The sequence below is a fragment of the Mesorhizobium sp. WSM4871 genome (genome assembly GCF_055811295.1).
In genome coordinates this window covers 151,680-174,003 of record NZ_JBVVPU010000003.1, presented here as the reverse complement: position 1 = coordinate 174,003, position 22,324 = coordinate 151,680, and the positions used below count along the sequence as shown (strand labels likewise).

The window sequence follows — 22,324 nt, the reverse complement described above, 5'->3', positions numbered from 1 at the left end:
TGCGGCGCCGTTTTTCATTTTGATTTTTCATCTTCCACACGCCGTCAGGCCGAGAAATAGCGACGCTGCCGCCAAAGATAACGCGATCTTTATCAGGCCGGCCCAATTATCGTGCCGATCGCTGCGCCTGAGATGCGCGGATCGCCCAAGGAATGACTGTCGGAATTGCGCGATGGCCGAAGACGAACACAGGGACAAACACAGGCAGCGCGTGCTGAAGGGCGCGACGATCCTGACCGGCGTGACCAATTCCGAGGTCAGCTGCACGGTGCGCAACATGCATGCCGGCGGCGCGGAACTGAAAGTCTCGCCCGACGCACGCGTACCCGACGAGTTTCTGCTCTATGTGCCGCACGACGGCATCGCCTACAAGGCAGTGGTCCGCTGGCGCCGCCAGGACCGCCTCGGCGTGATGTTCACCGGCACCGAACCGAAGCCACACTGGCACTATGGCTGAAATGATCAAGCCGGCGGAGCGAACCGCCGGCTTGTTCATGCACAATGATGAAATTGTGAATTAATTCTTGGCCTTGTCGACCAGCTTATTCTTCGAGATCCACGGCATCATCGCGCGCAGCTTGGCGCCGACTTCCTCGATCTGGTGGCTGTCGTTCATGCGGCGGATGCCCTTGAAGCGCGACAGGCCGGCGCGGTATTCCTGCATCCATTCCGAGGTGAACTTGCCGGTCTGGATATCCTTCAGCACGCGCTTCATCTCGGCCTTGGTGTCGGCGGTGATGATGCGTGGGCCCGAAACATATTCGCCCCATTCGGCGGTGTTCGAGATCGAGTAGTTCATGTTGGCGATGCCGCCCTCATAGATCAGGTCGACGATCAGCTTGACCTCGTGCAGGCACTCGAAATAGGCCATCTCGGGCGCGTAGCCGGCTTCCACCAGCGTCTCGAAGCCGGCGCGGATCAGCTCGACCAGGCCGCCGCACAGCACCACCTGCTCGCCGAACAGGTCGGTCTCGCATTCCTCGCGGAAATTGGTCTCGATGATGCCCGAACGGCCGCCGCCGACGCCGCAGGCATAGGACAGAGCCAGATCGAGCGCATTGCCCGATGCGTCCTGGTTGACCGCGACAAGGCAAGGCACGCCGCCGCCCTTCTGGTATTCGCCGCGCACCGTATGGCCGGGACCTTTCGGCGCGATCATGACGACGTCGACCGAGGCCTTCGGCTCGATCAGGCCAAAATGCACGTTGAGGCCGTGGGCGAAGGCGATCGCCGCGCCATCGCGGATGTTCGGCGCGATCTCGTTTTTGTAGATGTCGGCCTGTAATTCGTCCGGCGTCGCCATCATCATAAGGTCGGCCCATTTGGCGGCGTCCGCCACGCTCATCACCTTGAGCCCGTCGGCCTCGACCTTCTTGGCGGTCGCCGAGCCGGCCTTGAGGCCGATGGCGATGTCCTTGGCGCCGGAATCCTTCAGGTTGAGCGCATGCGCCCTGCCCTGGCTGCCATAGCCGATGATGGCAACCTTCTTGCCCTTGATCAGATTGAGATCGGCGTCGCGATCGTAATAGACACGCATCTTTTTTCCTTCCCGTTTTGAACTCAGAAGCCTTGCGGCCCGGTTTTTGCTCCGTAAAGAGCGAGAAACTGCTGCGTCGCCCGGACGGCATCGCCGCCGATCACCGCAGCAGTCAATTCCAGCCGGTCGCCGAGCAGAAGGCGCATCTGCACATCGCGGGCGACCAGCCCGAAAAAGGTGCGGAACGCCGTTTCGGCGTCCGAAAAGTCGAGAAGCCCGGCTTGCCGGCCTGCTTCCAGCACCGGCTTCAGGCGCCTTGCCAGCGCGAAGCGGCCGTTCTCCAGCACGATGGCGCCGAGATCGTCCTTTCCCGAACCGGCATGGCCGACCGCCACCCGGTTCAGCGCGATCGACGTGTCGCTCGAAATCACCTTGAGCCAGTCGGAGGCAAAACGCTCCAGGCTGGCCGTCAGCGAGGCGAGGTCGAGCCCCTTGCCATCGACCGGCGCCACCCGCACCTTGGAGGCTTGCCACTGCACCGTCGCGGTCAACAGCCCATCGCGGTCGCCGAACCATTTGTAGAGCGTTTCCTTGGAACAGCTTGCGCGGCGCGCCACTGCGGTCATGGTCAGGTTGTCGCCCTCCTCCACCAGCAGGCGAAGGGCCGCGTCAAGCACGGCCTGCTGCCGCTCCGTCAGCGCTTCGCTGGTGTCGATGTCGGCGCTTGCCTGCAACAATTTCTTCTCGCCTTGCGAAATCTTGCGTACCGTACGTTACGGTTCGGCACCTCTATGGCGTATTGCCCCAATCGGTGCAAGTCCTATTTCTGTCCTAGTCCGCTATGCCCAAACGTTTAGGGAGAAGATGGCGGGTTATCGGGAAGATGGCGGGTTATCGCGGAGATCAGAATGCTCGCAGGATTGCTCGCCTTGACCGTAGCCGCCGCCTTCGCGGGCGCTGCCATCTATGTCAGTGTCGCCGAACAACCCGCGCGCCTTCGGCTCGATGACCGGGCGCTGCTGCAGGAATGGCAACCCTCCTACAAACGCGGCGCCGCCATGCAGGCGTCGATTGCCGTTATCGCCTGTATTCTTGGCGTCATCGCCTGGTGGCAGACCGGCATTCTCGCCCATCTGATTGGCGCGGTGCTGATTATTCTTCCCTGGCCATGGACGCTGATCGTGATGATGCCGGCAAACCGGTTGCTGGAGGCGATGGATGCGGCCGTCGCCAACCCGCAAGCCCGGAACCTGATCGTCAAATGGGGCAATTTCCATCTGGTTCGAGCGACGCTTGGCGTAATGGCGGCATTGGCATTCCTTGCTGGCAGTGCCTGATGCAACGGTGATTTGCCTGCCGATCCCACCATCGATAGCATTCCCGTCATTGGCCGGAGCAATCTCACCACGACGCTTCCTTGATCCCGATCCGCCTGAACGGATCGACCACGGTTCCAGCCACCATCGAGGCAAGAACCCGTGGCGCCGGCGGAATTTTCGCCACCGTCGCCACCAGCCTGTCGCGGACGAACGGCATCACGCTCGAATCCGACTGGTAGAACGGCGTCAGCATCAACGACAGCGCCTGGAAGGCCCGGACGTGCCACCGCCGAGCCCGGACATAGGCCGCCAGCGCGGTGTCGACGCCGCCCGCCCGCACAAGCGCGTAGTTGAGCGCCGCGGCGTCGAGAAGCGCCATGTTCGCGCCTTGCCCGAGCTGCGGGCTGGTCGAATGCGCGGCATCGCCGATCACAGCCAGTCGCCGGCCAACCGGCAGCTTGAGCGTGTGATGGCCGTAGCGAGCCAGCGAGAGCTGGTCGAAACTGTCGATCTGGCGTGTGAACGCCTCGCATTCCGGCCACAGGCCGACCACCCTCGCCTTCCACGCTTCAAGGCCCATGACCCGCACGTCCTCGACATCAGCCGGTTTCAGGCTCCAGAAGAATGCCGCCATCGTCTCGGCGCCCGGTTCAGGCCGGCCGATCGGCAGCACGCCGATCATCACGCTCGCTCCGTCGTAGCGCTGCAGCAGGGCGTTCTCGTCGAAACCGGCGCCGGGCCAGCCGAGCGAGGCCCAGAACGCGCCATAGGCGAGTGGGCGCGGCTCACCCGGGTCTTTCAGGCATCGTCGCAGCTTGGAGCGCGAGCCGCTGGCATCGACAACGAGATCGAACGGCCCTGCCCTTCGTCCATTGCCGCAGATCAACACCGCCCGTTCGCCGGTCTCGAGCATCTCGACCTCGACGCCGGTCTCGATGGCGATCGCTTCGCGGTCCATGGCGCGGAAAAGCACGCCGAACAAGGCCGCGCGATGCACCGCCAGTCCGAAACGGCCACCGCGCTGCGCATCATAGCGCACATCGAGCACGGTGCGGCCGGTTCTGGCATCGGCCCCATGCAGGCGCTGGATGCGGCTGCCCAGCGCCATGATGTCGTCGAGCAGGCCGAGATCGGCGAGCACCGTCAGCCCGGTCGGCTGCAGGATCAGCCCGGAGCCGACCGGCTTTGGTTCGTCGAAGCGCTCGAAGACGGTGACCCGATGCCCGGCGCGCTTCAGATAGAGCGCGGTGGCGAGCCCCGCCGGCCCGGCGCCGGCAATCGCGATATCGAGAGAATTGCCCATGGCCCGCCGAATCCCGCCCAGGCCGGACAATCCTTCAGCGGTATCGGCAAATCAAGCTACAGGCGCCAAAGGTCAGTCTTGGGTGGCATCAAAAGCGGCGCGCGCGTCGCGCACCGCGCCGTGGTTGAGTTCGGCCCACTGGACCAATTGCTGCAAGGGCCCGAACATCGAACGTCCGAGATCGGTGAGGCTGTACTCGACGCTCGGCGGCTTGGTTGGGAACACCTCGCGATGGACATAGCCGTCACGCTGCAAATCGTGCAGCGTCTGGGTGAGCATCCGCTGTGAAATGTCGGGCACGAGACGCCGCAGTTCGCCAAAGCGATACGGCCTCTCCGCCAGTGCCATCATTAGCAGCGAACTCCATTTGCCGCTGATGCCCTGGATCACATCGCGAACAGGGCAATCGGCAAAATTGCCCCCATCGGTCATGGCTTTGTAGACCTCCATCTTCGATCGCAGATTGAGGATCTTGCTGTCCATCGCTGGTTCCTTGCGTGTGCCTACCTCCCGCAAAACTGCCTTCTTTACGAGGGTCGGTCAATTCCTATTTTAGTGCTGCTCTCTTTTTGAGACTATATGAACACCCACCGCTTCGGCGCAACGACAGGACCTCCAATGACCGAAACCCTTCTCGTCACCGGCGCTTCCGGCCAGCTTGGCCGCGGCGTCATTCATCATCTGCTGGACACGCTCAAGGTTGCGCCCACGCAAGTCATCGCTACCACGCGCGATCCCGCCAGCCTCGCCGACCTGGCGGCGCGCGGCGTGACCGTCAGGGCCGCCGACTTCAACGACAAGGCGTCGCTGACCAGTGCCTTCAAGGGCGCCGACAGGGTGCTGATCATCTCGACCGGTGATCTTGACCTCAAAAGCGGCAAACGCCTGAAACAGCATGAGACGGCGGTCGCGGCGGCCAAGGAAGCCGGCGTCTCGCATTTGCTCTACACCTCGATGCCCAACCCGGAGCCGGTATCGCCGGTGCTGTTTGCCGGCGACCATTACGGCACCGAACAGGCGATCAAGGAGAGTGGCATCCTCTATACGATCTTCCGCAATGGCTGGTACCAGGAGAACCTGTTCATGTCGCTGCCGCATGCCATCGCCTCGGGGCACTGGTACACATCCGCGGCCGACGGCCGCATCGCCCATGGCGCCCGCGACGACATGGCAGCGGCGATCGCCGCCGGCCTCGCTTCCGGTTCGCGCGAAAGCAAGACCTACACGCTGACCGGTCCGCAGGCCTATACCGTTGCCGAGATCGCCGCCCTGGTGACCGAGGTCACCGGCAAGCCGCTTGAAGTCATTCAACTGCCGGACGAGGCGTTGACCGAAGGGGTGAAGGCGGCAGGCGTTCCCGAGGACTTCGCCCGCATCATCGTTTCCTTCGACGCCAACACGCGCTCCGGCCGCATCGGCATGGTGACCGATGCGGTCGAGACGCTGTCGGGCCGCAAGCCCAAATCGTTGAAGCAATTCCTCGAGGCGAACAAGGCGGCGCTGGCCGGCTAGAACAAAGATGAATGCACAGTTGCGGTGCAGAACTTTCCAAGGCCGGCGGGACAGTACCCCCCTCTGTCCTGCCGGACATCTCCCCCGCAAGGGGGGAGATTAGCCGCTTCAGCGCGTCGCTCTTCCGTCAACGCAGAAGCTTGGCGATGCCCGACGCGACATCCGATCTCCCCCCTTGCGGGGGAGATCGCCGGCAGGCCAGAGGGGGGTGGGAAGGATCGCTACAGAACGGGTTTATTCCGCAGCTGTATTTCTTCGACCGTTGTCACCGCATGGCTTACCTAAATAGCCACCTGCGTTCCGATCTCGACCACACGTCCGGTCGGGATCTGGAAATACTCGGTCGCATCCGCCGCCGTGCGCGCCAGACCGATGAACAGCTTGTCTTGCCACACCGGCATGCCCGAATTGGGCGATGCCTTGAGCGAGCGCCGCGACAGGAAGAACGACGTCGTCATGATGTCGAACTTCCAGCCCTGCTTGCGGCAGATCGCCAGCGCACGCGGAATGTTGGGCTGCTCCATATAGCCGAAGTTCAGCGTCACCCGCATGAACAGATCGTTGAGCGTCTCCATCTTGACCCGCTCGCTGTCGGGCACGATGGGCTGCGGCGCCGTCACCACCGAAAGGATGACGTTCTGCTCGTGCAGCACCTTGTAGTGCTTCAGGCTGTGCATCAGCGCGGTCGGCGCGCTGAGCGGATCGCTGGTCAGGAACACGGCCGTGCCGGACACGAGCTGCGGCTTCTTCTTCAACAGGTTGCCGGCGAGGAAATCGAGCGGAATCTCGTTGCGACGGGTCTTGTCGAACAGATAGCGGCTGCCCCGCACCCAGGTCCACATGGCCAGCACGACCGTGAAGGCCACCGCCAGCGAAGCCCAGCCGCCTTCGAACACCTTGACGATGTTGGAGGCAAAGAAGCCGATATCGATGAAGGCGAACAAAGCCGTCAGGCTCGCGGCCAGCCAGAACTGCCATTTCCAGATGCGGGTCATGATGACGTAGAGCAGCACCGTCGTCACCAGCATGTTGCCGGTCACCGAAATACCATAGGCCGAGGCCAGCCTGCTGGATTCGCCGAAGCCGACGACCAGCAGCATCACCACCAGCGCCAGCAGCAGATTGACGCGCGGCATGTAGATCTGGCCGGACTGTCTTTCCGATGTATGCAGGATTTCGAGCCGCGGCAGCATGTTGAGCTGCACCGCCTGTCTCGTCAGCGAGAAAGCGCCCGAGATCACCGCCTGGCTGGCAATCACGGTCGCCGCCGTCGCCAGCACCACCATCGGTATCAGCGTCCAGCCCTCGTTCATCTCGAAGAACGGGTGGCCGACGACACCGCCATTGGCCAGCACGAAGGCGCCCTGGCCGACATAGTTGAGCAGCAGGCAAGGAAATACGATCGCCAGCCACGCCAGCACGATCGGCTTGCGGCCGAAATGGCCGAGATCGGCATAGAGCGCCTCGGCGCCGGTGACGGCAAGAAAGATGGCGCCGATCGTCACGAAGGCGACATCTGGCGAATTGATCAGGAAGGCGACGATGTAATGCGGGCTGATCGCCAGCAGGATTTCCGGGTCGTCGATGATGTGATTGATGCCCGACAGGCCGATGGCCAGGAACCAGGCGGCGGTAATCGGGCCAAAAATCAGGCCAACGCCGCCGGTGCCGAACCGCTGCACCGAAAACAGGATCGCCAGAATGACCAGCGTCAGCGGCACCACGTAAGGCTGGAACGTCGGCGTAACGACGTTCATGCCCTCGACCGCCGAGAGCACGGAGATTGCCGGCGTGATGACGGCGTCGCCAAAAAACAGGGAAGCGCCGACGATGCCTATGCCCAGAATCACCGCCGAGCGGGTCGGAAAACTGCCGCGCGCCAGCGCCATCAGCGACAGCACTCCGCCCTCGCCGCGATTGTCGGCCCTGAGCACGAACATGATGTATTTGATGGTGACGATAATGGTCAGCGACCAGATGATCAGCGACAGCACGCCGAGAATGTCGCCGCGCTCGGCGACATTGCCGCCCGCCGACGCTCGCAACGCCTCGCGGAACGCATAGATCGGGCTGGTGCCGATATCGCCGTAGACCACGCCGAGCGCGCCCAGCATCAGAACCTTGGTGCTGTGCTGTTCAACCTCAGGATGGCTCGATTGTTCGACGGGTTCTGCCTCACTACCAGTGTTGGCAAGGGCCATGGACGACACTCCGATAAACGCGCGGTGCTCTACGCTTGCTGCGATGCAATATCAAGTGCCGCCGCGTAATCGCTTCCATGCGGGTAATGCAAAGCTGCCATCTCTACCACCCGCAAGCTTTCAGAAACCGCCCCACCGTGCCGGCCATGCCATACTCCAATGCGTCGGCTGTCAACCCGTGCCCGATCGATACTTCGGCCAAGGCGGGGATGCGCTTGACCAATGCCGGCAGATTGGCCACCACCAGATCGTGCCCGGCATTGACCTGCAACCCGGCGGCAAGCGCGGCATCCGCGGTTTTTCCCAGTCTTTCCAGCTCTTTCGCCGCTTTTGCCGAATCGGAATGGTAACTGCCATAGGGGCCGGTATAGAGCTCGATCCGGTCGGCCCCGGTGTCGCGCGCGGCCCTCATGCCGTCCGGATCCGCATCGGAAAACAGCGACACGCGCAAGCCGCCTTTTTTCAGGCGCTTGACGATCGGTGTCAGGAACGCCGCTTCTTCAGCGAAGTTCCAGCCATGGTCCGAAGTGGCCTGGGCAGGGTCGTCGGGCACCAGCGTCACCTGCTCCGGCTGGTGCTTTTCCACCAGCGCCAGGAAATCCTCGCTCGGATAGCCCTCGATGTTGAATTCCGCCTTGGGGAATTCGTCGTCGATCAGCGCCCTGATCTCCGGCAGGTCGGAATGCCTGGTGTGCCGCTCATCGGGTCGCGGATGCACCGTCAGCCCGTGCGCGCCCGCCGCAAGGGCAAGACGCCCGAGCCCGATCACGCTTGGCCATGGCAGGTCGCGCCGGTTGCGCAGCATGGCGATGGCGTTGAGGTTGACGGAGAGCTTCGCGGGCATTTTTTCGGGTCCGGTCTGATCTTGGCGCGCATCTATAGCGTCTTTGACGGGAACAGACAGGGGGTTTCGGGTGTTCCAAGGTGAACGATTGCGTCCACCGAAGGAGGTCCCGTGAATTTTCTCGACGAGGTGCCGGCAGTCCGCCGCATCGACACCACCCGCGCCGATCTTTTCGCCATCGATGTCGTTGGCCATGTCACGGCCGCGGACGCGGAGAATTTGTTCGGGCTGCTGGAGGCGGCTTATGCGCTGCACGACAGGATCGACGTTCTGGTGCGTCTGGTCGACCATGACGGCGTCGACTGGGCCGATGTGTCGGACGAGACGATCGAACAAGGCACGGCTGACGCCGTGGCGCATATCGGCCGCTGTGCGGCAATCGGCGAGCCAAACTGGATACCGGGCACACAAGGCATTCTGCCTGATTCCGTACCAATCGAATTCCGGCATTTCGCGGCCAAGGACGAAGCGGCCGCTTGGGAATGGCTGGGCGCCAGCCCGATCAGTCCACCGGTGATGCCGGCAGGATCGTGATGGTGACGCGGGATCGGTCTATCTGACGATAGTCAACCGTTCGGCAGCGCGTGTAATCGCCGTGTAGAGCCAGCGCTGGCGGGTTTCCTTGAACGCCCAGCTTTCGTCGAACAGCACGATCTCGTTCCATTGCGAGCCTTGCGCCTTGTGCACGGTCAGGGCATAGCCATAGTCGAAATCGTCGAAGCGCTTTTTCTGCTGCCAGGGGATATCGGCGTCCGGGTCCTCGAACGCGGCCTTGAGCAGCTTGATCTTGGCGACGCCGCGGTCCGGATCGTCCTCTTCCGGCGAGACCAGCAGATTGATGCCGGGCTTCACCGTCTCGCGCGACGAGGTCATCACCTTCCACAGCGAGCCGTTGAGCAGCCCCTTGGCGGGATCGTTGCGCAGGCAGACGAGCTTGTCGCCGGCCTGCGGATAATCGGCATTGAACCCTTTCAGCTCGCGCAGCCGCTGATTATAGCGTCGCCGCGTCCTGTTGGTGCCGACCAGCACCTGGTCCGCCTTCAGCACCAGTTCCTGGGTGACGTCCTCCTTGCCGATCACCTGCGCCGTGCCATAGTCGCCGCGCATGAATTCGCGGCCCTCGCGCACATCTAGCGCCAGCCGCAGGATCGGGTTGTCGCGCGCCTGCCGATGGATCTCGGTGAGCAGGATGTCCGGCTCATGGTCGGTGAAGAAGCCGCCGCCCGAGATCGGCGGCAACTGGCCGGGATCGCCAAGAACGAGGATCGGCGTGCCGAAGCTCATCAGGTCACGGCCAAGCTGCTCATCGACCATCGAGCATTCGTCGATGACGACGAGCTTGGCGCGCGATATCGGGCTTTGCCGGTTGAGCGAGAAGGTTGGCGACATCGAGGTTTTCCCGGTCACCTCATCGGCCACCGATTCCTCGCCCTTCGGCCGGTAGATCAGCGAGTGGATGGTGCGGGCATTGACCGCGCCCTTGGAGCGCAGCACCTGCGCCGCCTTGCCGGTGAAGGCGGCGAACTGCACCTGGCCGTCGACATGCTCGGCAAAATAGCGCGCCAGCGTCGTCTTGCCGGTGCCGGCAAAGCCGAACAGCCGGAAGACCTGCGGCCGCCCCTCTTTGAGCCAGCCGGCAACCGCCTTCAGCGCCTCGTCCTGTTGGGGGGAGAAGTCCATCAGAGCGAGAGACCGGATTCGCAGGACAAAGACAAGATAGCTGCCATCACCTCGATGCTAACGGTGGATAACGGTAGCAGGCGTAGACCGGAACGTAAAGGGAACAAAGATGATGCGTCACGACCTATCCGGTCGGGCCGCCACGACCTTCGGTCGGCCCGACATGACCTTCGGTCGGTCTGGGATCGTTCTCCAGCAGGATCGGCTTGCCATGCGGTGTCGCGTGCGCCGCGCGCTCCCAGGCGGCGGCCAGCGCATCGACATCGCCCTTGCCGGCAACGCCCTTGGCTGCAAGCAGCCTTTCCAGCGCCGCCAGCCAGTGTTCGTAATAGTCGTGGCCGTCGCTTGCCGCGCCGGGCTTCTTCACCTCGGCGGACAACGCCTCAGCCCATTCGCTCCAGGAAAACAAGCCCTTGTCGTGCAATGCCACCGTCATGGCGAAGGCTTCCGCTTGCCACGGCTCAGCGAACACCGGTTCGTCGAAACCTGTCGGCACTGCGGGCTCAGGCTGGCTCAAGATAGCTCTCCCAGGCATCGATCGAGACCGTCAGCGTCGGGTCGGCCCCCTCGCCCCAGATCTCGGCGCCCTCGAACACCACCGTGTAGACCCATTGCGGGTTCTCACCCTGGCCATGCGCATTGCTGTCGGGAAAGACGAAGCCGTCGCGCACGGCCTCGATCGTTCCCCGCTTGCCGCGTGCATAGCGCGGCAGCCGCGTATGGCCGGTCGGATGAAAATTCTTCGTCCGCACGCGGTCGCCCGCGCTGAAGCGCGCCGGCGTCGAAACCGGCCGGTCGCAAGGCCCGCCCTTGGCCAGCACCGCCGGCACGTCCGCCGCCTTCAGCACTCTTTTGGGGGCCGCGGTGGCATCGACCGCTCTGCCCGCGGCCAGATCATGCTCGCTGACGAAACCATGGCGCTTGAGCAGCACCTCCAGCGCCTTGATCCAGATCTGGTAGTAGCTGGAAGCATAATAGTCCTCCGGGTGCAGCGATTCCCTGGCATGCCGGCTTTCGTCGAGACTCCACGCCCCCATGGCGCCGGCGGTGAGCGTCACGCCAAGCGCCCGCCTTTCCCAGGCGGCGTGGAAATACGGTTCATCCTTCTCGGGCGCTATCGGCCCGAACCCCATCTGCCCACCGAGATCGTGCGGTCCGTTCATGCCGGTTCCTTCGCCAGAGCCGTGCCGATCATCGCATCGCGGCTCACCAGATCGGCCAGCCGCTCCTCGCTCCAGTCCTCGGTGCCATCAGGCCGCATCGGCACCACGAGGTAACGCAGCTCGGCGGTGGAATCCCACACGCGGATTTTTGTCGTCCCGGGCAGCGTCAGCCCGAATTCCTCGAGCACCCCGCGCGGATCGATCACCGCGCGCGAGCGATAGGGTGGCGCCTTGTACCAGACCGGCGGCAGGCCGAGCACCGACCACGGGTAGCAGGAGCACAGCGTGCAGACGACGAGGTTGTGCGTCTCCTCTGAGTTGAACACCGCCTGCATGTGCTCGCCCTGGCGGCCGGTATAGCTCAGCGATTCGATCGCCGCCGTCGCATCGCGTTTCAGCCAGGCGGCGAAGTCGGCATCGGCCCAGGCCTTCGCCACCACCCTGGCGCCGTTGCGCGGGCCGATTCTCGTCTCGTAGGTGTCGACAATGACGTCGATGGCGGCCGGATCGATCAGGCCCTTCTCGGTGAGGATCGTTTCCAGCGCGCGCACCCGCGCCGCGAAAGGGTCGAGCTCGTTGTCGTGGTCATGATCATGGGACATGGCCCCAAACTACGATTCCCCGCGGCCCGCCGCAAGCGCAGCGCCTTGGGCCAGCCTATTCCGCCGCTGCCTTTTGCGGCTCGACCATGTCCTCCACGGGATCGAACAGCGAAGGCTGCCCGTCGCTTTCCACCGCATGCAGCGCCGGTCGCTTCTTCTTCGAGAAAAAGCCGAGCAGCCAGCCGGAGAAATTCTCGAAATAGACATAGATGACCGGCGTGACGAACAGGGTCAGCGCCTGCGAGGCAAGCAGGCCGCCGACGACGGCGACGCCGAGCGGCTGGCGCAGCTCGGCGCTGGCGCCGGTGCCGAGCGCGATCGGGAAGGTGCCCATCAGCGCCGCGAGCGTCGTCATCATGATCGGCCTGAAACGCATCAGGCACGCCTTGTGGATGGACTCCTTGGCGGACATGCCCTCGCGCCTGAGCTCCAGCGCGACATCGACCATCATGATGCCGTTCTTCTTGACGATGCCGATCAGCATCAGGATGCCGATCACCGCGATCACCGAGAGGTCCATGCCAGCCAAGCGCAGTGCAGCCACGGCGCCCAGCACAGCCGACGGCAGGCCGGTCAGGATGGTGAGCGGATGGATGAAGCTCTCATAGAGGATGCCGAGAACGATATAGATGGTGAGAATGGCACCGCCGATCAGCAGGCCCTGATTGGCAAGCGAATCCTGGAACGTCTTGGCCGTGCCGGCGAAGCTGGTCGAGATCGCCTTCGGCATGCCGATCTGCTCCTTCAGCGCGGCGATGCGGGCGGTACTGTCGCCAAGCGCCACGCCCTGCGGCAGGTTGTAGGAGATGGTCACCGCCGGCAGCTGGCCGAGCTGGTTGACTGTCAAGGCGCCGGCGGTGCGATCGACGCGGGCAAAGGCGCCGAGCGGCACCAGGCTGCCGCTGGCCGTCCTCACCTGGATCGCAAGCATGCGTTCAGGCGACCATGCGATCCGAGGATCGAGTTCCATGACCACCTCATAGCTGTCCGCCGAGCCGAAAATCGTCGAAACCTGCTCAGTGCCGAAGCCGCCATAGAGGCTGGAGCGTAGCGTGTCGGTATCGATGCCGAGCGTCGCTGCCTTGTCACGGTCGACGACCAGTGTCGCCTGGAGCGCGTTGTTCTGCAGATCGCTGGTGACATCGGTGAAGAACTTGTGGTCGGCGGCCATCGCGTCGTTCAGCTTTTGCGCCCAGATGTCCGTGGCTCCATTGTCGAGCCCCTGGACGACCAACTGATAAGCGCTGGCGGAGGACCGTGAGCCGAGCCTGAGGTTCTGCACAGGCTGCATATAGGTCTCGATCCCTGCAACATTGGCCAGCTGGCGCCTCAGGTCCGAAAGCACCTTCTCGATGTCGGGGCGTTGGTCCTTCGGCTTCAACTGGACGAAGAGTCGTCCCTGGTTGAGCGCATTGTTCCCGCCGCCCACGGACCACGCCACATGGTCGACATAGGGTGAATGGGAAAAGACATTCGCTACCTGGCCCTGGAGTTTCGCTATGGCATCGAACGAGATGTCCTGACGGGCGACGGTCGTGACCGATATCTGGCCGATATCTTCCTGTGGGAAGAAGCCCTTCGGGGAAATCTGGATCAGCCAGACCGATGCAGCCGCCGTTCCGGCGAAGACCAGGAACACCAGGAAAGTGTGGCGCAGGCAGAAGGTCAAAACCTGGTCGTAGCCGCGTGTGAAGAGGTCGTGCCTGTGGCCGCCACCATGCGCTTCGCGATCGGCCTTCGTCACCGACAGAAGCCGTGAGCACAGCATCGGCGTGAGCGTCAGCGAGACGAACATCGACGCCAGGATGGCGACTGTCACCACGACGGCGAACTCGTTGAAGATGCGGCCGATGACGCCGCCCATTAAAAGCACGGGGATGAAGACCGCCACCAGCGAGATCGAGATCGAGATGATGGTGAAACCGATTTCGCGCGCGCCCTTCAGCGCGGCGTCGAATGCCGAGAGCCCATCCTCTTCCATGTGACGGAAGATGTTCTCCAGCATGACGATGGCGTCGTCGACGACGAGGCCGACAGCCAGCGTCAGCCCCATCAGCGATATGTTGTCGATGGAAAATCCGAACAGGAACATCGCGCCGAGAGTTGCGATCAGCGAGATCGGCACGGCAACGGCCGGGATGATGGTCGCCGTCACCCGGCGCAGGAACACGAAGATCACCATCACCACCAGGGCGATGGTGAGGAGCAGCGTGAACTGCACGTCGTCGACGGCCTGGCGGATCGAGGTCGAACGGTCGTTGAGCAGCTTGATGCTGGCGGCGGCCGGCAACTGGTCCTGGAAGGACGGCAGCATCGCCTTGACCTTGTCGACGACGTCGACCGTATTGGCGTCGGGCTGGCGCTGCACGGCCATGATGATGGCGCGCGTGCCGTCATACCAACTCGCCGTCGTCGTGGTCTCGACCGAGTCGATGACGCGGGTCACCTCGCCCAAACGCACCGGATGGCCGTTCTTGGTGGCGATGATGATGTTGGAAAAGCCCGCCGCGTTGGTCAGTTGCGTGTTGGCGGTGATCGTCAATTGCTGCCTGTCGTTCTGCAGCACGCCGAGCGGCGTGTTGCTGTTGGCCGACGCGATCGCCGCCTGCAACTGGTCGATCGAGATGCCGCGCGCGGCGAGCGCGGTCGGGTCGATCTGCACGCGCACGGCATATTTCTGCTGGCCGAAGATGGAAACTTGGGCCACGCCGTCGATGGTCGACAGGGACGGCGAGATCACGTTCTCGGCGAAAGCGTCGAGATCGGTCAGCGGGACCGTATCGCTGACCAGCGACATCAGCAGGATTGGTGCGTCGGCCGGATTGACCTTGCGATAGCTCGGCGGCGCTGTCATTTCGGGCGGCAGCGATTTCTGCGTTCGCGCGATTGCCGCCTGCACGTCCGCGGCGGCCGCGTCGATGTCGCGATTGAGCACGAACTGGATGGCGATCGAGGTCTGGCCAAGCGAGTTGGAGGTCGAGATCGAATCGATGCCGGCGATGGTGGCGAACTGCTTGATCAGCGGCGTCGCCACCGAGGTCGCCATGGTTTCCGGCGAGGCGCCGGGCAGCGACGCCGAGACATTGACCACCGGGAATTCGGCGCTGGGGAGTGCGGCGACCGGCAGGAACTTGTAGGCAAACAATCCGCCCAGAACGAGGGCGAACGACATCAGCAGTGTTGCGACAGGCCTGCGGATGCAGAATTCGGAGATCATTGGCCCGCCCCGCTGGCCTTGCCGGCTTCGGCGACCTTTGGAGCGGCCTGATCACCACCCGCCACCTTGCCCTCGTGCACCGCGGCGCCATCCTTCAGCCTGGTCTGGCCCTCGACGACCACCTTCTCGCCGCTCCTCAAGCCGTCGCTGATGGCGCTGTTTTCGCCCTCGGTCAGCGCCACCTGCACCGGCCGCATCTCGACGGTGTTGTCCGGCTTGACGACATAGACGAACGGTCCCTTCTGGCTCGGTTGGACAGCGACCGTCGGAACCGAAATCATCTGCGGCATGGTGCCGGCGTCGAGCACGACATTCACATATTGACCCGGCCACAGCGACATATCGGCATTGGGCACGCTCGCCCGCGTCGCGATCGTGCCGGAGGCGGTGTCGACGCTGGAATCGACGAAATCGAGCGTACCCTTGCCGATCGGCATCGGATCGCCGTCCTTGGTCAGCGTCACCGCCCCTTGTTGCGGCGAGGCCAACGCCTTGTGCAACAGGGCGAGATTGCTTTCCGGCAGATTGAAGTTCACCTGCAGCGGGTCCATCTGCGTGATCGTCACCAGCGGCGTCGTCGACGAACTGTTGCCGTTGCTGGTGGTGACGAGATCGCCGAGCGATACATTGATCGCGCCCAGCCGGCCGGTGATCGGCGCCGAAATGGTCGCGTAGCTCAATTGGACGGTATCGGAATCGATCGTCGCCTTGTCGGCGTCGATGGTTGCGACAGCGGCCTTCTGTGCCGCCAGTGCCTGATCGTAGGTCTGCTGCGTGCCTGCCTGTTTGGCGACAAGATCCTTGGCGCGCTGAAGATCCGCCGTGGCGCTGACGAGCATCGCCTGGTCCTTGGCCAGCGTCGCCTGGTCCTTGGCCAGTTGCGCCTTCAGCGCGCGATCGTCGAGCGAGAACAAAAGATCGCCGGCCTTTACCATCTGCCCGTCCTTGACCGCGATGGAGACGATCTGGCTGGAGATCCGGGCATTGATACTGACCACGGCGGGTGACGAGACGAAGCCGATGGCATAGCGGCGGATCGGGAAATCGGCCGTCGAGGCGGTGGCCGCGACGATCGAGGCCGAACGCGCGCCATTGGCGCCCCCGCCTGCCCTGTCGGCGCCCGACTTGCCCGCGCCTGACTTGCCTGCGCCCGACTTGCTAGCGCTCGACTTGCCAGCGCTCGACTGGTCAGCGGCGGCGGTCTGCTTCGGCGCTATGAGCTGCTGAACTTTGCTCATCGCCGTCGGCGAAAGGTAGAGGCCTGCCCATGCCAGGCAGGCTGCCGCGACCGCCGCAAGCACGATTTTTCCGCGCATCGACAACATGCCCTCTCATCCGACACGCCGAACCCGGTGGTCTCAAATCACGGCGTCCTGCCGCGAATTCGGGGAGTAGATAGGACACGCCTTTGGCGGAAAAGGGCCAAAACGCGGCATTACGAAGATTTAATGTGCAGTGCACAATTAGGCGGCACTAAAGCGCGTGACATTCAGGGAACCTCGCCCAAAGCGTTTTATGCGCTTTTGGGCGGCAAACATCATTTGAGCATCGGCCACAGCGTGGCCGCCAGGAGCACGCCCATGGCGATGTTGAACCATTTCAGCCGCACCGGATCCGACAGGAAACCACGCAGCGCCGTGCCGAAACCCGCCCACACCGAAACGCTCGGCAGATTGACGATGGCGAACGCCATCGAGATCAGCACCACCGACAGAAACGGATGGTCCGCGTCGCTGTAGACGGCCATGGCGGTGATCGCCATCACCCATGCCTTGGGATTGACCCACTGAAACGCCGCCGCGTCGATGAAGCGCATCGGCATTGCCGTCGCCTCGCCCTTGCTGGTCATCGATCGCGACATCGCGATCTTCCAGGCGAGATAGAGCAGATAGACGCCGCCGGCGATCTTCAGCCCGGTGTGCAGCACCGGAAACGCCGTCAGCACCGCACCAAGCCCGAAGCCGACGGCCAACAGCAGCACGAGGAAGCCGACGCCGATGCCCAGCATGTGCGGGACGGTCCTGACGAAGCCGAAATTCACGCCCGATGCCAGCAGCATGAAATTGTTCGGCCCCGGCGTGACCGAGGTCACGAAGGCATAGACCAGCAGGGCAAGGAAGGCGTCGAGGGTCATGGACTGAGCGCCGGGCCGTCACATCCCCTGCGGGCCGCGATTCATCGCCGCCACGCCGGTGCGGCAGATTTCGACCAGGCCGAGCGGCTTCATGATGGCGATGAACTGGTCGAGCTTGGAGCCCTTGCCCGTGATCTCGAAGATGAAATGCTCGGTGTTTGCGTCGATGACGCTGGCGCGGAAGGCGTCGGCGAGCCGCAGCGCCTCGACGCGGGCCTCGCCGGTGCCGGCCACTTTCACCAGCGCCAGTTCCCGCTCCAGTGACCGTTCCTGGCCGAGCTCCTGCGAGCGCACGGTGAGGTCGACGACGCGGTGCACCGGCACGATGCGCTCGAGCTGATGCTTGATCTGCTCCAGCACATGCGGCGTGCCGCGCGTCACGATGGTGATGCGCGACAGGTGCTTCTCGTGCTCGGTCTCGGACACGGTGAGGCTCTCGATGTTGTAGCCGCGGCCGGAGAACAGGCCGATGACCCGGGCAAGCACGCCAGGCTCGTTGTCGACCAGCACCGAAAGCGTGTGATTCTCAGGCTTTTCCGTTTCCTTGGCGATGAAATAGGCCGAACCGGTGGGTTGAAGCTGTGCGTTCATGACATGAATCTCGATTTCAAACTCTTGAGCTAATTCTCTGTTTCCGCACGGCTTCTTCCGACAGCCCTGCCTCGGCTTGGGCGTTACACCAGCTCCCTGCCCTTGGCGTCGATGGCGTTGGCCACCGCCTCGTCCGTCGCCTCGTCGGGCAAGAGCATCTCGTTATGCGCCTTGCCCGACGGGATCATCGGGAAGCAGTTTGCGAGCGTTGCCACCCGGCAGTCGAAGATCACCGGCTTCTTCACCGCAATCATCTCCTTGATCGCGTCGTCCAGCTCGTCCGGCTTCTCGCAGCGTATGCCATGGCCGCCATAGGCTTCGGCCAGCTTGACGAAATCCGGCATCGCCTCGGTGTAGGAATGCGACAGCCGGTTGCCGTGCAGCAGCTGCTGCCACTGCCGCACCATGCCCATATACTGGTTGTTGAGGATGAAGATCTTGATCGGCGCCTCGTGTTGCACGGCCGCACTCATCTCCTGCATCGTCATCTGCACCGAGGCATCGCCGGCAATGTCGATGACCAGCGCATCCGGGTGCGCGATCTGCACGCCGAGCGCCGCCGGCAGGCCATAGCCCATCGTGCCCAGCCCGCCAGAGGTCATCCAGCGGTTTGGCTTCTCGAAATGATAATGCTGCGCCGCCCACATCTGGTGCTGGCCGACCTCGGTGGTGATGTAGGTGTCCATGTCCTTGGTCAGCGCGTAGAGCCGCTGGATCGCATATTGCGGCATGATCACGTCGTGGTTCATCTTGTAGGCGAGTGAATCGCGCGCGCGCCATTTTGCGATCTGCTCCCACCACGGATGGAGCGCCTTCTTGTCTGCCTTGGCGCTTGCTCGCCACAGCCGCACCAGATCCTCCAGCACCCGGCCGACATCGCCAATGATCGGCACGTCGGTGCGGACGTTCTTGTTGATCGAAGACGGATCGATGTCGATGTGGATCTTCTTCGAATTCGGCGAGAACGCGGTGAGCCGCCCGGTGATGCGGTCGTCGAAGCGCGCGCCGATGCAGATCATGACGTCGCAATCATGCATGGCCATGTTGGCTTCATAGGTGCCGTGCATGCCCAGCATACCCATCCAGTTCTTGCCCGATGCCGGATAGGCGCCAAGGCCCATCAGCGTCGAGGTGATGGGAAAGCCGGTCAGATCGACCAGTTCGCGCAGCAAATGGCTGGCCTCCGGGCCGGAATTGATGACGCCGCCGCCGGAATAGATGATCGGCTTTTTGGCGCCGGCCATCAGCTCGACCGCCGCCTTGATCTTGTCGAGGTCGCCCTGGACTTTCGGCTGGTAGCTGGTGCGCGGCGCCGTCTGCGGCGGCACATAGATGCCCTTGGCGAACTGCACGTCCTTCGGAATGTCGACCACGACCGGACCGGGACGCCCGGTCGTCGCGACATGGAAGGCCTCATGGATGACTGCGGCGAGCTCGTTGACGTCCTTGACCAGCCAATTGTGCTTGGTGCAGGGCCGCGTGATGCCGATCGTGTCGCATTCCTGGAAAGCGTCCGAGCCGATCAGCGAGGTCGGCACCTGCCCGGTGAGGCAGACCAGCGGGATCGAATCCATCAGCGCATCCTGCAGGGGCGTCACCGCATTGGTGGCGCCCGGCCCGGACGTCACCAGCAAGACCCCGGCCTTGCCTGTCGAGCGCGCATAGCCTTCCGCCGCATGGCCGGCGCCCTGCTCATGGCGCACCAGGATGTGCTCGACCTCGTCTTGCTGGAAAATTTCATCGTAGATCGGGAGAACCGCGCCGCCCGGATAGCCGAAAACATGCTTGACGCCATTGTCCTTCAGCGCCTGCACCACCATTTCGGCGCCCGTCATTTCGCGCCGCTCGTTCTGTCCACTGCTCATCGGTCTGGTCCCGTATTGGTTCGCCGTCTGGCGATTGCTGGTCGTTTAGTCGTGTTTTGGGCAATAAAAAAGGCCCCCGAGGGAGCCTGTGTCTTGCGCATGGGAGGTTTTCGCCCGGCGGTTACACCGCCTTGCCCACGCGCTTTCCTACGAGAATGAGTGCCGTTTTCATGGTGGCGGACAATAGAATTGGTTTTGCGCCGCTGTCAACGGCGAATATGAGTGACATCGACCGGTTCGGATCAAACATCGCTTCGAGTCGCCTGTTTCGCCGCAAGACACCGTTCCGGCAGTATCCTGGTGGCGCCGAAGTCTCGATAAGTTGCTGAAACCACACCAAACTATTTGACGACGTGACGCGGCGCACATTTTGCCGCGATACTCCGGCCGACCGAGCTAGGAGGGCCCGGCGAAGCCACAGCAAACGACCAGGACGTCACGGGAGGAAATTGATGCTCGACAAGGCCCCAAACAAGAAACTGTCAGACCTGCTCGACCGGTTCGGCGCCGCACTTAGCGCCGGCGATGTCGACAGCGCGGTCGGATGCTTTCAGGAAGATTGCTATTGGCGCGATCTCGTCACCTTCACCTGGAACATCAAGACCATGGAAGGCCGCGACCAGGTGCGCGACATGCTGATCAGCCAGCTGGCGAAGACAAAGCCATCGAGCTGGTCGATCGCCAGGGGCGAGGACGCCAGCGAAAACGATGGGCTCTTGGAGGGCTGGATCAGCTTCGAGACCGAGGTGGCGCGCGGCTTCGGCCACATCAGGCTGAAGGACGGCAGGATCTGGACGCTTTTGACCACCATGGTCGAATTGAAAGGCCACGAGGAGCCGGCCGGCTTCACCCGGCCGATGGGCGCCAGGCATGGCCATGGCAAGAACCGGCCAACCTGGAAGGAAGAGCGCGAGAAGGAGGCGGCCGAGCTCGGCTTTAAGACGCAGCCCCACACGCTGATCATCGGCGGTGGCCAGGGCGGCATCGCGCTCGGCGCCCGGTTGAGGCAACTCGGCGTGCCGACCATCATCGTCGAGAAGAACGAGCGTGCCGGCGATTCATGGCGCAAGCGCTACAAGTCGCTCTGCCTGCACGACCCGGTCTGGTACGACCATCTGCCCTATATCGACTTTCCCAGGAACTGGCCGGTCTTCTCGCCCAAGGACAAGATCGGCGACTGGCTGGAAATGTACACCAAGGTGATGGAGCTGAATTACTGGTCCTCGACCGAGGCCAGGAGCGCCACCTATGACGACAAGAAAAAGGAATGGACGGTCGTCGTCCACCGCGACGGCAAGGATATCACGCTGAGGCCGAAGCAGCTGGTGCTGGCGACGGGACAGTCCGGCAAGGCCAACATGCCTGATTTCAAGGGCATGGACAGCTTCAAGGGTGATCAGCACCATTCCTCGAAGCACCCCGGCCCGGATGCCTATGCCGGCAGACGCGCCGTGGTCATCGGCTCGAACAACTCAGCCCATGACATCGCCGCGGCCCTTTGGGAAGCCGGCGCCGACGTCACCATGGTGCAGCGCTCGACTACGCATATCTCCAGATCCGACACGCTGATGGAAATCGGACTGGGTTCGCTCTACTCGGAAAAAGCCGTGCAAGGCGGCATGACGACAGCCAAGGCCGACCTCATCTTTGCTTCCCTGCCCTACAAGATCCTGCACGAATTCCAGATCCCGGCCTATGCCGAGATGAAGAAGCGCGATGCCGAGTTCTACAAGGGGCTGGAAAAAGCCGGCTTCATGCTCGACTGGGGCGACGACGATTCCGGCCTGTTCATGAAATATCTCAGGCGCGGCTCGGGCTACTATATCGATGTCGGCGCTTCCGACTTGATCATCGACGGTTCGATCAAGCTGAAAAGCGGCGTCGAGGTAAAGGAGATCAAGGAGCATTCGGTCCTGCTCAGCGACGGCTCGGAGCTGCCGGCGGACCTGATCGTCTACGCCACCGGCTATGGCTCGATGAATGGCTGGGCGGCTGACCTCATCTCCAGGGAGGTTGCCGACAAGGTCGGAAAATGCTGGGGCCTGGGTTCGAACACCACCAAGGATCCCGGCCCCTGGGAAGGCGAATTGCGCAACATGTGGAAGCCGACGCAGCAGGAAGCGCTCTGGTTCCACGGTGGCAATCTGCACCAGTCACGCCACTATTCGCAATTCCTGGCGCTGCAATTGAAGGCGCGCCACGAAGGCATCGAAACGCCGGTCTACGGGCTGCAGCAGGTGCATCACAAAGGCTAGCACACTGGATAAGGCATGGAGGGAGGCGCGGCGAATTCCGCGCCACCCATTTGCGTCAGGCGGCAGGTGCGTCGGGTGGGGGTCTGTGTGTTATAAAAAAAAACGAGCCCACCAGACGCACAAGAAAAGGGGGTTGGGGGGGAGATGTGTATAAAAAAAAA

The 22,324-nt window shown here is 63.0% G+C and carries 20 protein-coding genes; 5 read left to right on the top strand and 15 right to left on the bottom strand.

Annotated features, from left to right (window positions below; all coding sequences use genetic code 11):
- Window positions 1-172: 172 nt before the first annotated feature.
- The gene (locus AC0L2H_RS07475; RefSeq protein ID WP_473589627.1) at window positions 173-457 is read left to right on the top strand and encodes a PilZ domain-containing protein; all 285 of its coding nucleotides are present in this window, start codon (window positions 173-175) and stop codon (window positions 455-457) included.
- Between the two features lie 60 nt (window positions 458-517).
- On the opposite strand, the gene ilvC is transcribed toward AC0L2H_RS07475, so the two are convergent.
- Together ilvC and AC0L2H_RS07465 are read right to left on the bottom strand one after the other, a co-directional pair.
- Window positions 518-1,537 carry a ketol-acid reductoisomerase gene (gene ilvC / locus AC0L2H_RS07470; RefSeq protein WP_097575570.1) on the bottom strand — a complete coding sequence of 340 codons (1,020 nt, stop codon included), beginning with the start codon at window positions 1,535-1,537 and terminating at the stop codon, window positions 518-520.
- A gap of 23 nt (window positions 1,538-1,560) precedes the next feature.
- Window positions 1,561-2,211 carry a TetR/AcrR family transcriptional regulator gene (locus AC0L2H_RS07465; RefSeq protein ID WP_473589917.1) on the bottom strand — a complete coding sequence of 217 codons (651 nt, stop codon included), beginning with the start codon at window positions 2,209-2,211 and terminating at the stop codon, window positions 1,561-1,563.
- A 174-nt stretch (window positions 2,212-2,385) separates the two neighbouring features.
- Here AC0L2H_RS07465 and AC0L2H_RS07460 point away from each other — a divergent pair, with 174 nt between their 5' ends.
- A complete protein-coding gene (locus AC0L2H_RS07460) occupies window positions 2,386-2,814 on the top strand; it encodes an anthrone oxygenase family protein (RefSeq protein WP_473589626.1) in 429 nt (142 codons plus the stop codon).
- Between the two features lie 64 nt (window positions 2,815-2,878).
- Here the strand turns inward: AC0L2H_RS07460 and AC0L2H_RS07455 are convergent, their stop codons facing one another.
- Together AC0L2H_RS07455 and AC0L2H_RS07450 are read right to left on the bottom strand one after the other, a co-directional pair.
- Window positions 2,879-4,099 (bottom strand): FAD-dependent oxidoreductase, encoded by a 1,221-nt coding sequence (locus AC0L2H_RS07455; RefSeq protein ID WP_473589625.1) that lies wholly within the window; start codon window positions 4,097-4,099, stop codon window positions 2,879-2,881.
- A gap of 72 nt (window positions 4,100-4,171) precedes the next feature.
- Window positions 4,172-4,582, bottom strand: coding sequence for a winged helix-turn-helix transcriptional regulator (locus tag AC0L2H_RS07450; RefSeq protein ID WP_473589624.1), 411 nt, complete (start codon window positions 4,580-4,582; stop codon window positions 4,172-4,174).
- Window positions 4,583-4,717: 135 nt separating this feature from the next.
- On the opposite strand from AC0L2H_RS07450, the gene AC0L2H_RS07445 reads away from it, so the two are divergent.
- Window positions 4,718-5,611 (top strand): SDR family oxidoreductase, encoded by an 894-nt coding sequence (locus AC0L2H_RS07445; RefSeq protein WP_473589623.1) that lies wholly within the window; start codon window positions 4,718-4,720, stop codon window positions 5,609-5,611.
- A gap of 281 nt (window positions 5,612-5,892) precedes the next feature.
- Here AC0L2H_RS07445 and AC0L2H_RS07440 read toward each other — a convergent pair whose 3' ends face one another.
- Complete coding sequence (locus AC0L2H_RS07440; protein ID WP_473589622.1) at window positions 5,893-7,812, bottom strand: potassium transporter Kup; 1,920 nt, start codon at window positions 7,810-7,812, stop codon at window positions 5,893-5,895.
- A gap of 103 nt (window positions 7,813-7,915) precedes the next feature.
- Entirely contained in the window at window positions 7,916-8,656 is a 741-nt protein-coding gene (locus AC0L2H_RS07435) for a pyridoxine 5'-phosphate synthase (protein ID WP_473589621.1), read from the bottom strand.
- Between the two features lie 111 nt (window positions 8,657-8,767).
- Here AC0L2H_RS07435 and AC0L2H_RS07430 point away from each other — a divergent pair, with 111 nt between their 5' ends.
- Complete coding sequence (locus AC0L2H_RS07430; protein ID WP_473589620.1) at window positions 8,768-9,190, top strand: SpoIIAA family protein; 423 nt, start codon at window positions 8,768-8,770, stop codon at window positions 9,188-9,190.
- A gap of 18 nt (window positions 9,191-9,208) precedes the next feature.
- Here the strand turns inward: AC0L2H_RS07430 and AC0L2H_RS07425 are convergent, their stop codons facing one another.
- The 9 genes from AC0L2H_RS07425 to AC0L2H_RS07385 all read right to left on the bottom strand — a co-directional run bounded on the left by AC0L2H_RS07425 (window position 9,209) and on the right by AC0L2H_RS07385 (window position 19,908).
- Complete coding sequence (locus AC0L2H_RS07425) at window positions 9,209-10,336, bottom strand: ATP-dependent DNA helicase (protein ID WP_473589619.1); 1,128 nt, start codon at window positions 10,334-10,336, stop codon at window positions 9,209-9,211.
- A 124-nt stretch (window positions 10,337-10,460) separates the two neighbouring features.
- Window positions 10,461-10,871, bottom strand: a complete 411-nt coding sequence (locus AC0L2H_RS07420) for a nitrile hydratase accessory protein (protein WP_473589618.1) — start codon at window positions 10,869-10,871, stop codon at window positions 10,461-10,463.
- A complete protein-coding gene (gene nthB / locus AC0L2H_RS07415; RefSeq protein ID WP_473589617.1) occupies window positions 10,840-11,499 on the bottom strand; it encodes a nitrile hydratase subunit beta in 660 nt (219 codons plus the stop codon). Before nthB ends, AC0L2H_RS07420 begins: the two co-directional genes overlap by 32 nt.
- Window positions 11,496-12,101, bottom strand: coding sequence for a nitrile hydratase subunit alpha (gene nthA / locus AC0L2H_RS07410; protein WP_473589616.1), 606 nt, complete (start codon window positions 12,099-12,101; stop codon window positions 11,496-11,498). Before nthA ends, nthB begins: the two co-directional genes overlap by 4 nt.
- Before the next feature lie 55 nt (window positions 12,102-12,156).
- Window positions 12,157-15,318 carry an efflux RND transporter permease subunit gene (locus AC0L2H_RS07405; protein WP_473589615.1) on the bottom strand — a complete coding sequence of 1,054 codons (3,162 nt, stop codon included), beginning with the start codon at window positions 15,316-15,318 and terminating at the stop codon, window positions 12,157-12,159.
- The gene (locus tag AC0L2H_RS07400; protein ID WP_473589614.1) at window positions 15,315-16,634 is read right to left on the bottom strand and encodes an efflux RND transporter periplasmic adaptor subunit; all 1,320 of its coding nucleotides are present in this window, start codon (window positions 16,632-16,634) and stop codon (window positions 15,315-15,317) included. The genes AC0L2H_RS07405 and AC0L2H_RS07400 overlap by 4 nt, the downstream gene beginning before the upstream one ends.
- A gap of 221 nt (window positions 16,635-16,855) precedes the next feature.
- Window positions 16,856-17,452, bottom strand: a complete 597-nt coding sequence (locus AC0L2H_RS07395) for a LysE family translocator (protein ID WP_473589613.1) — start codon at window positions 17,450-17,452, stop codon at window positions 16,856-16,858.
- Window positions 17,453-17,470: 18 nt separating this feature from the next.
- Complete coding sequence (gene ilvN / locus AC0L2H_RS07390) at window positions 17,471-18,043, bottom strand: acetolactate synthase small subunit (RefSeq protein WP_473589612.1); 573 nt, start codon at window positions 18,041-18,043, stop codon at window positions 17,471-17,473.
- A gap of 83 nt (window positions 18,044-18,126) precedes the next feature.
- Window positions 18,127-19,908: an acetolactate synthase 3 large subunit gene (locus AC0L2H_RS07385; RefSeq protein ID WP_473589611.1), complete on the bottom strand. Its 1,782-nt coding sequence runs from the start codon at window positions 19,906-19,908 to the stop codon at window positions 18,127-18,129.
- A 452-nt stretch (window positions 19,909-20,360) separates the two neighbouring features.
- On the opposite strand from AC0L2H_RS07385, the gene AC0L2H_RS07380 reads away from it, so the two are divergent.
- Window positions 20,361-22,163 (top strand): NAD(P)-binding domain-containing protein, encoded by a 1,803-nt coding sequence (locus AC0L2H_RS07380; protein ID WP_473589610.1) that lies wholly within the window; start codon window positions 20,361-20,363, stop codon window positions 22,161-22,163.
- Window positions 22,164-22,324: the final 161 nt, after the last annotated feature.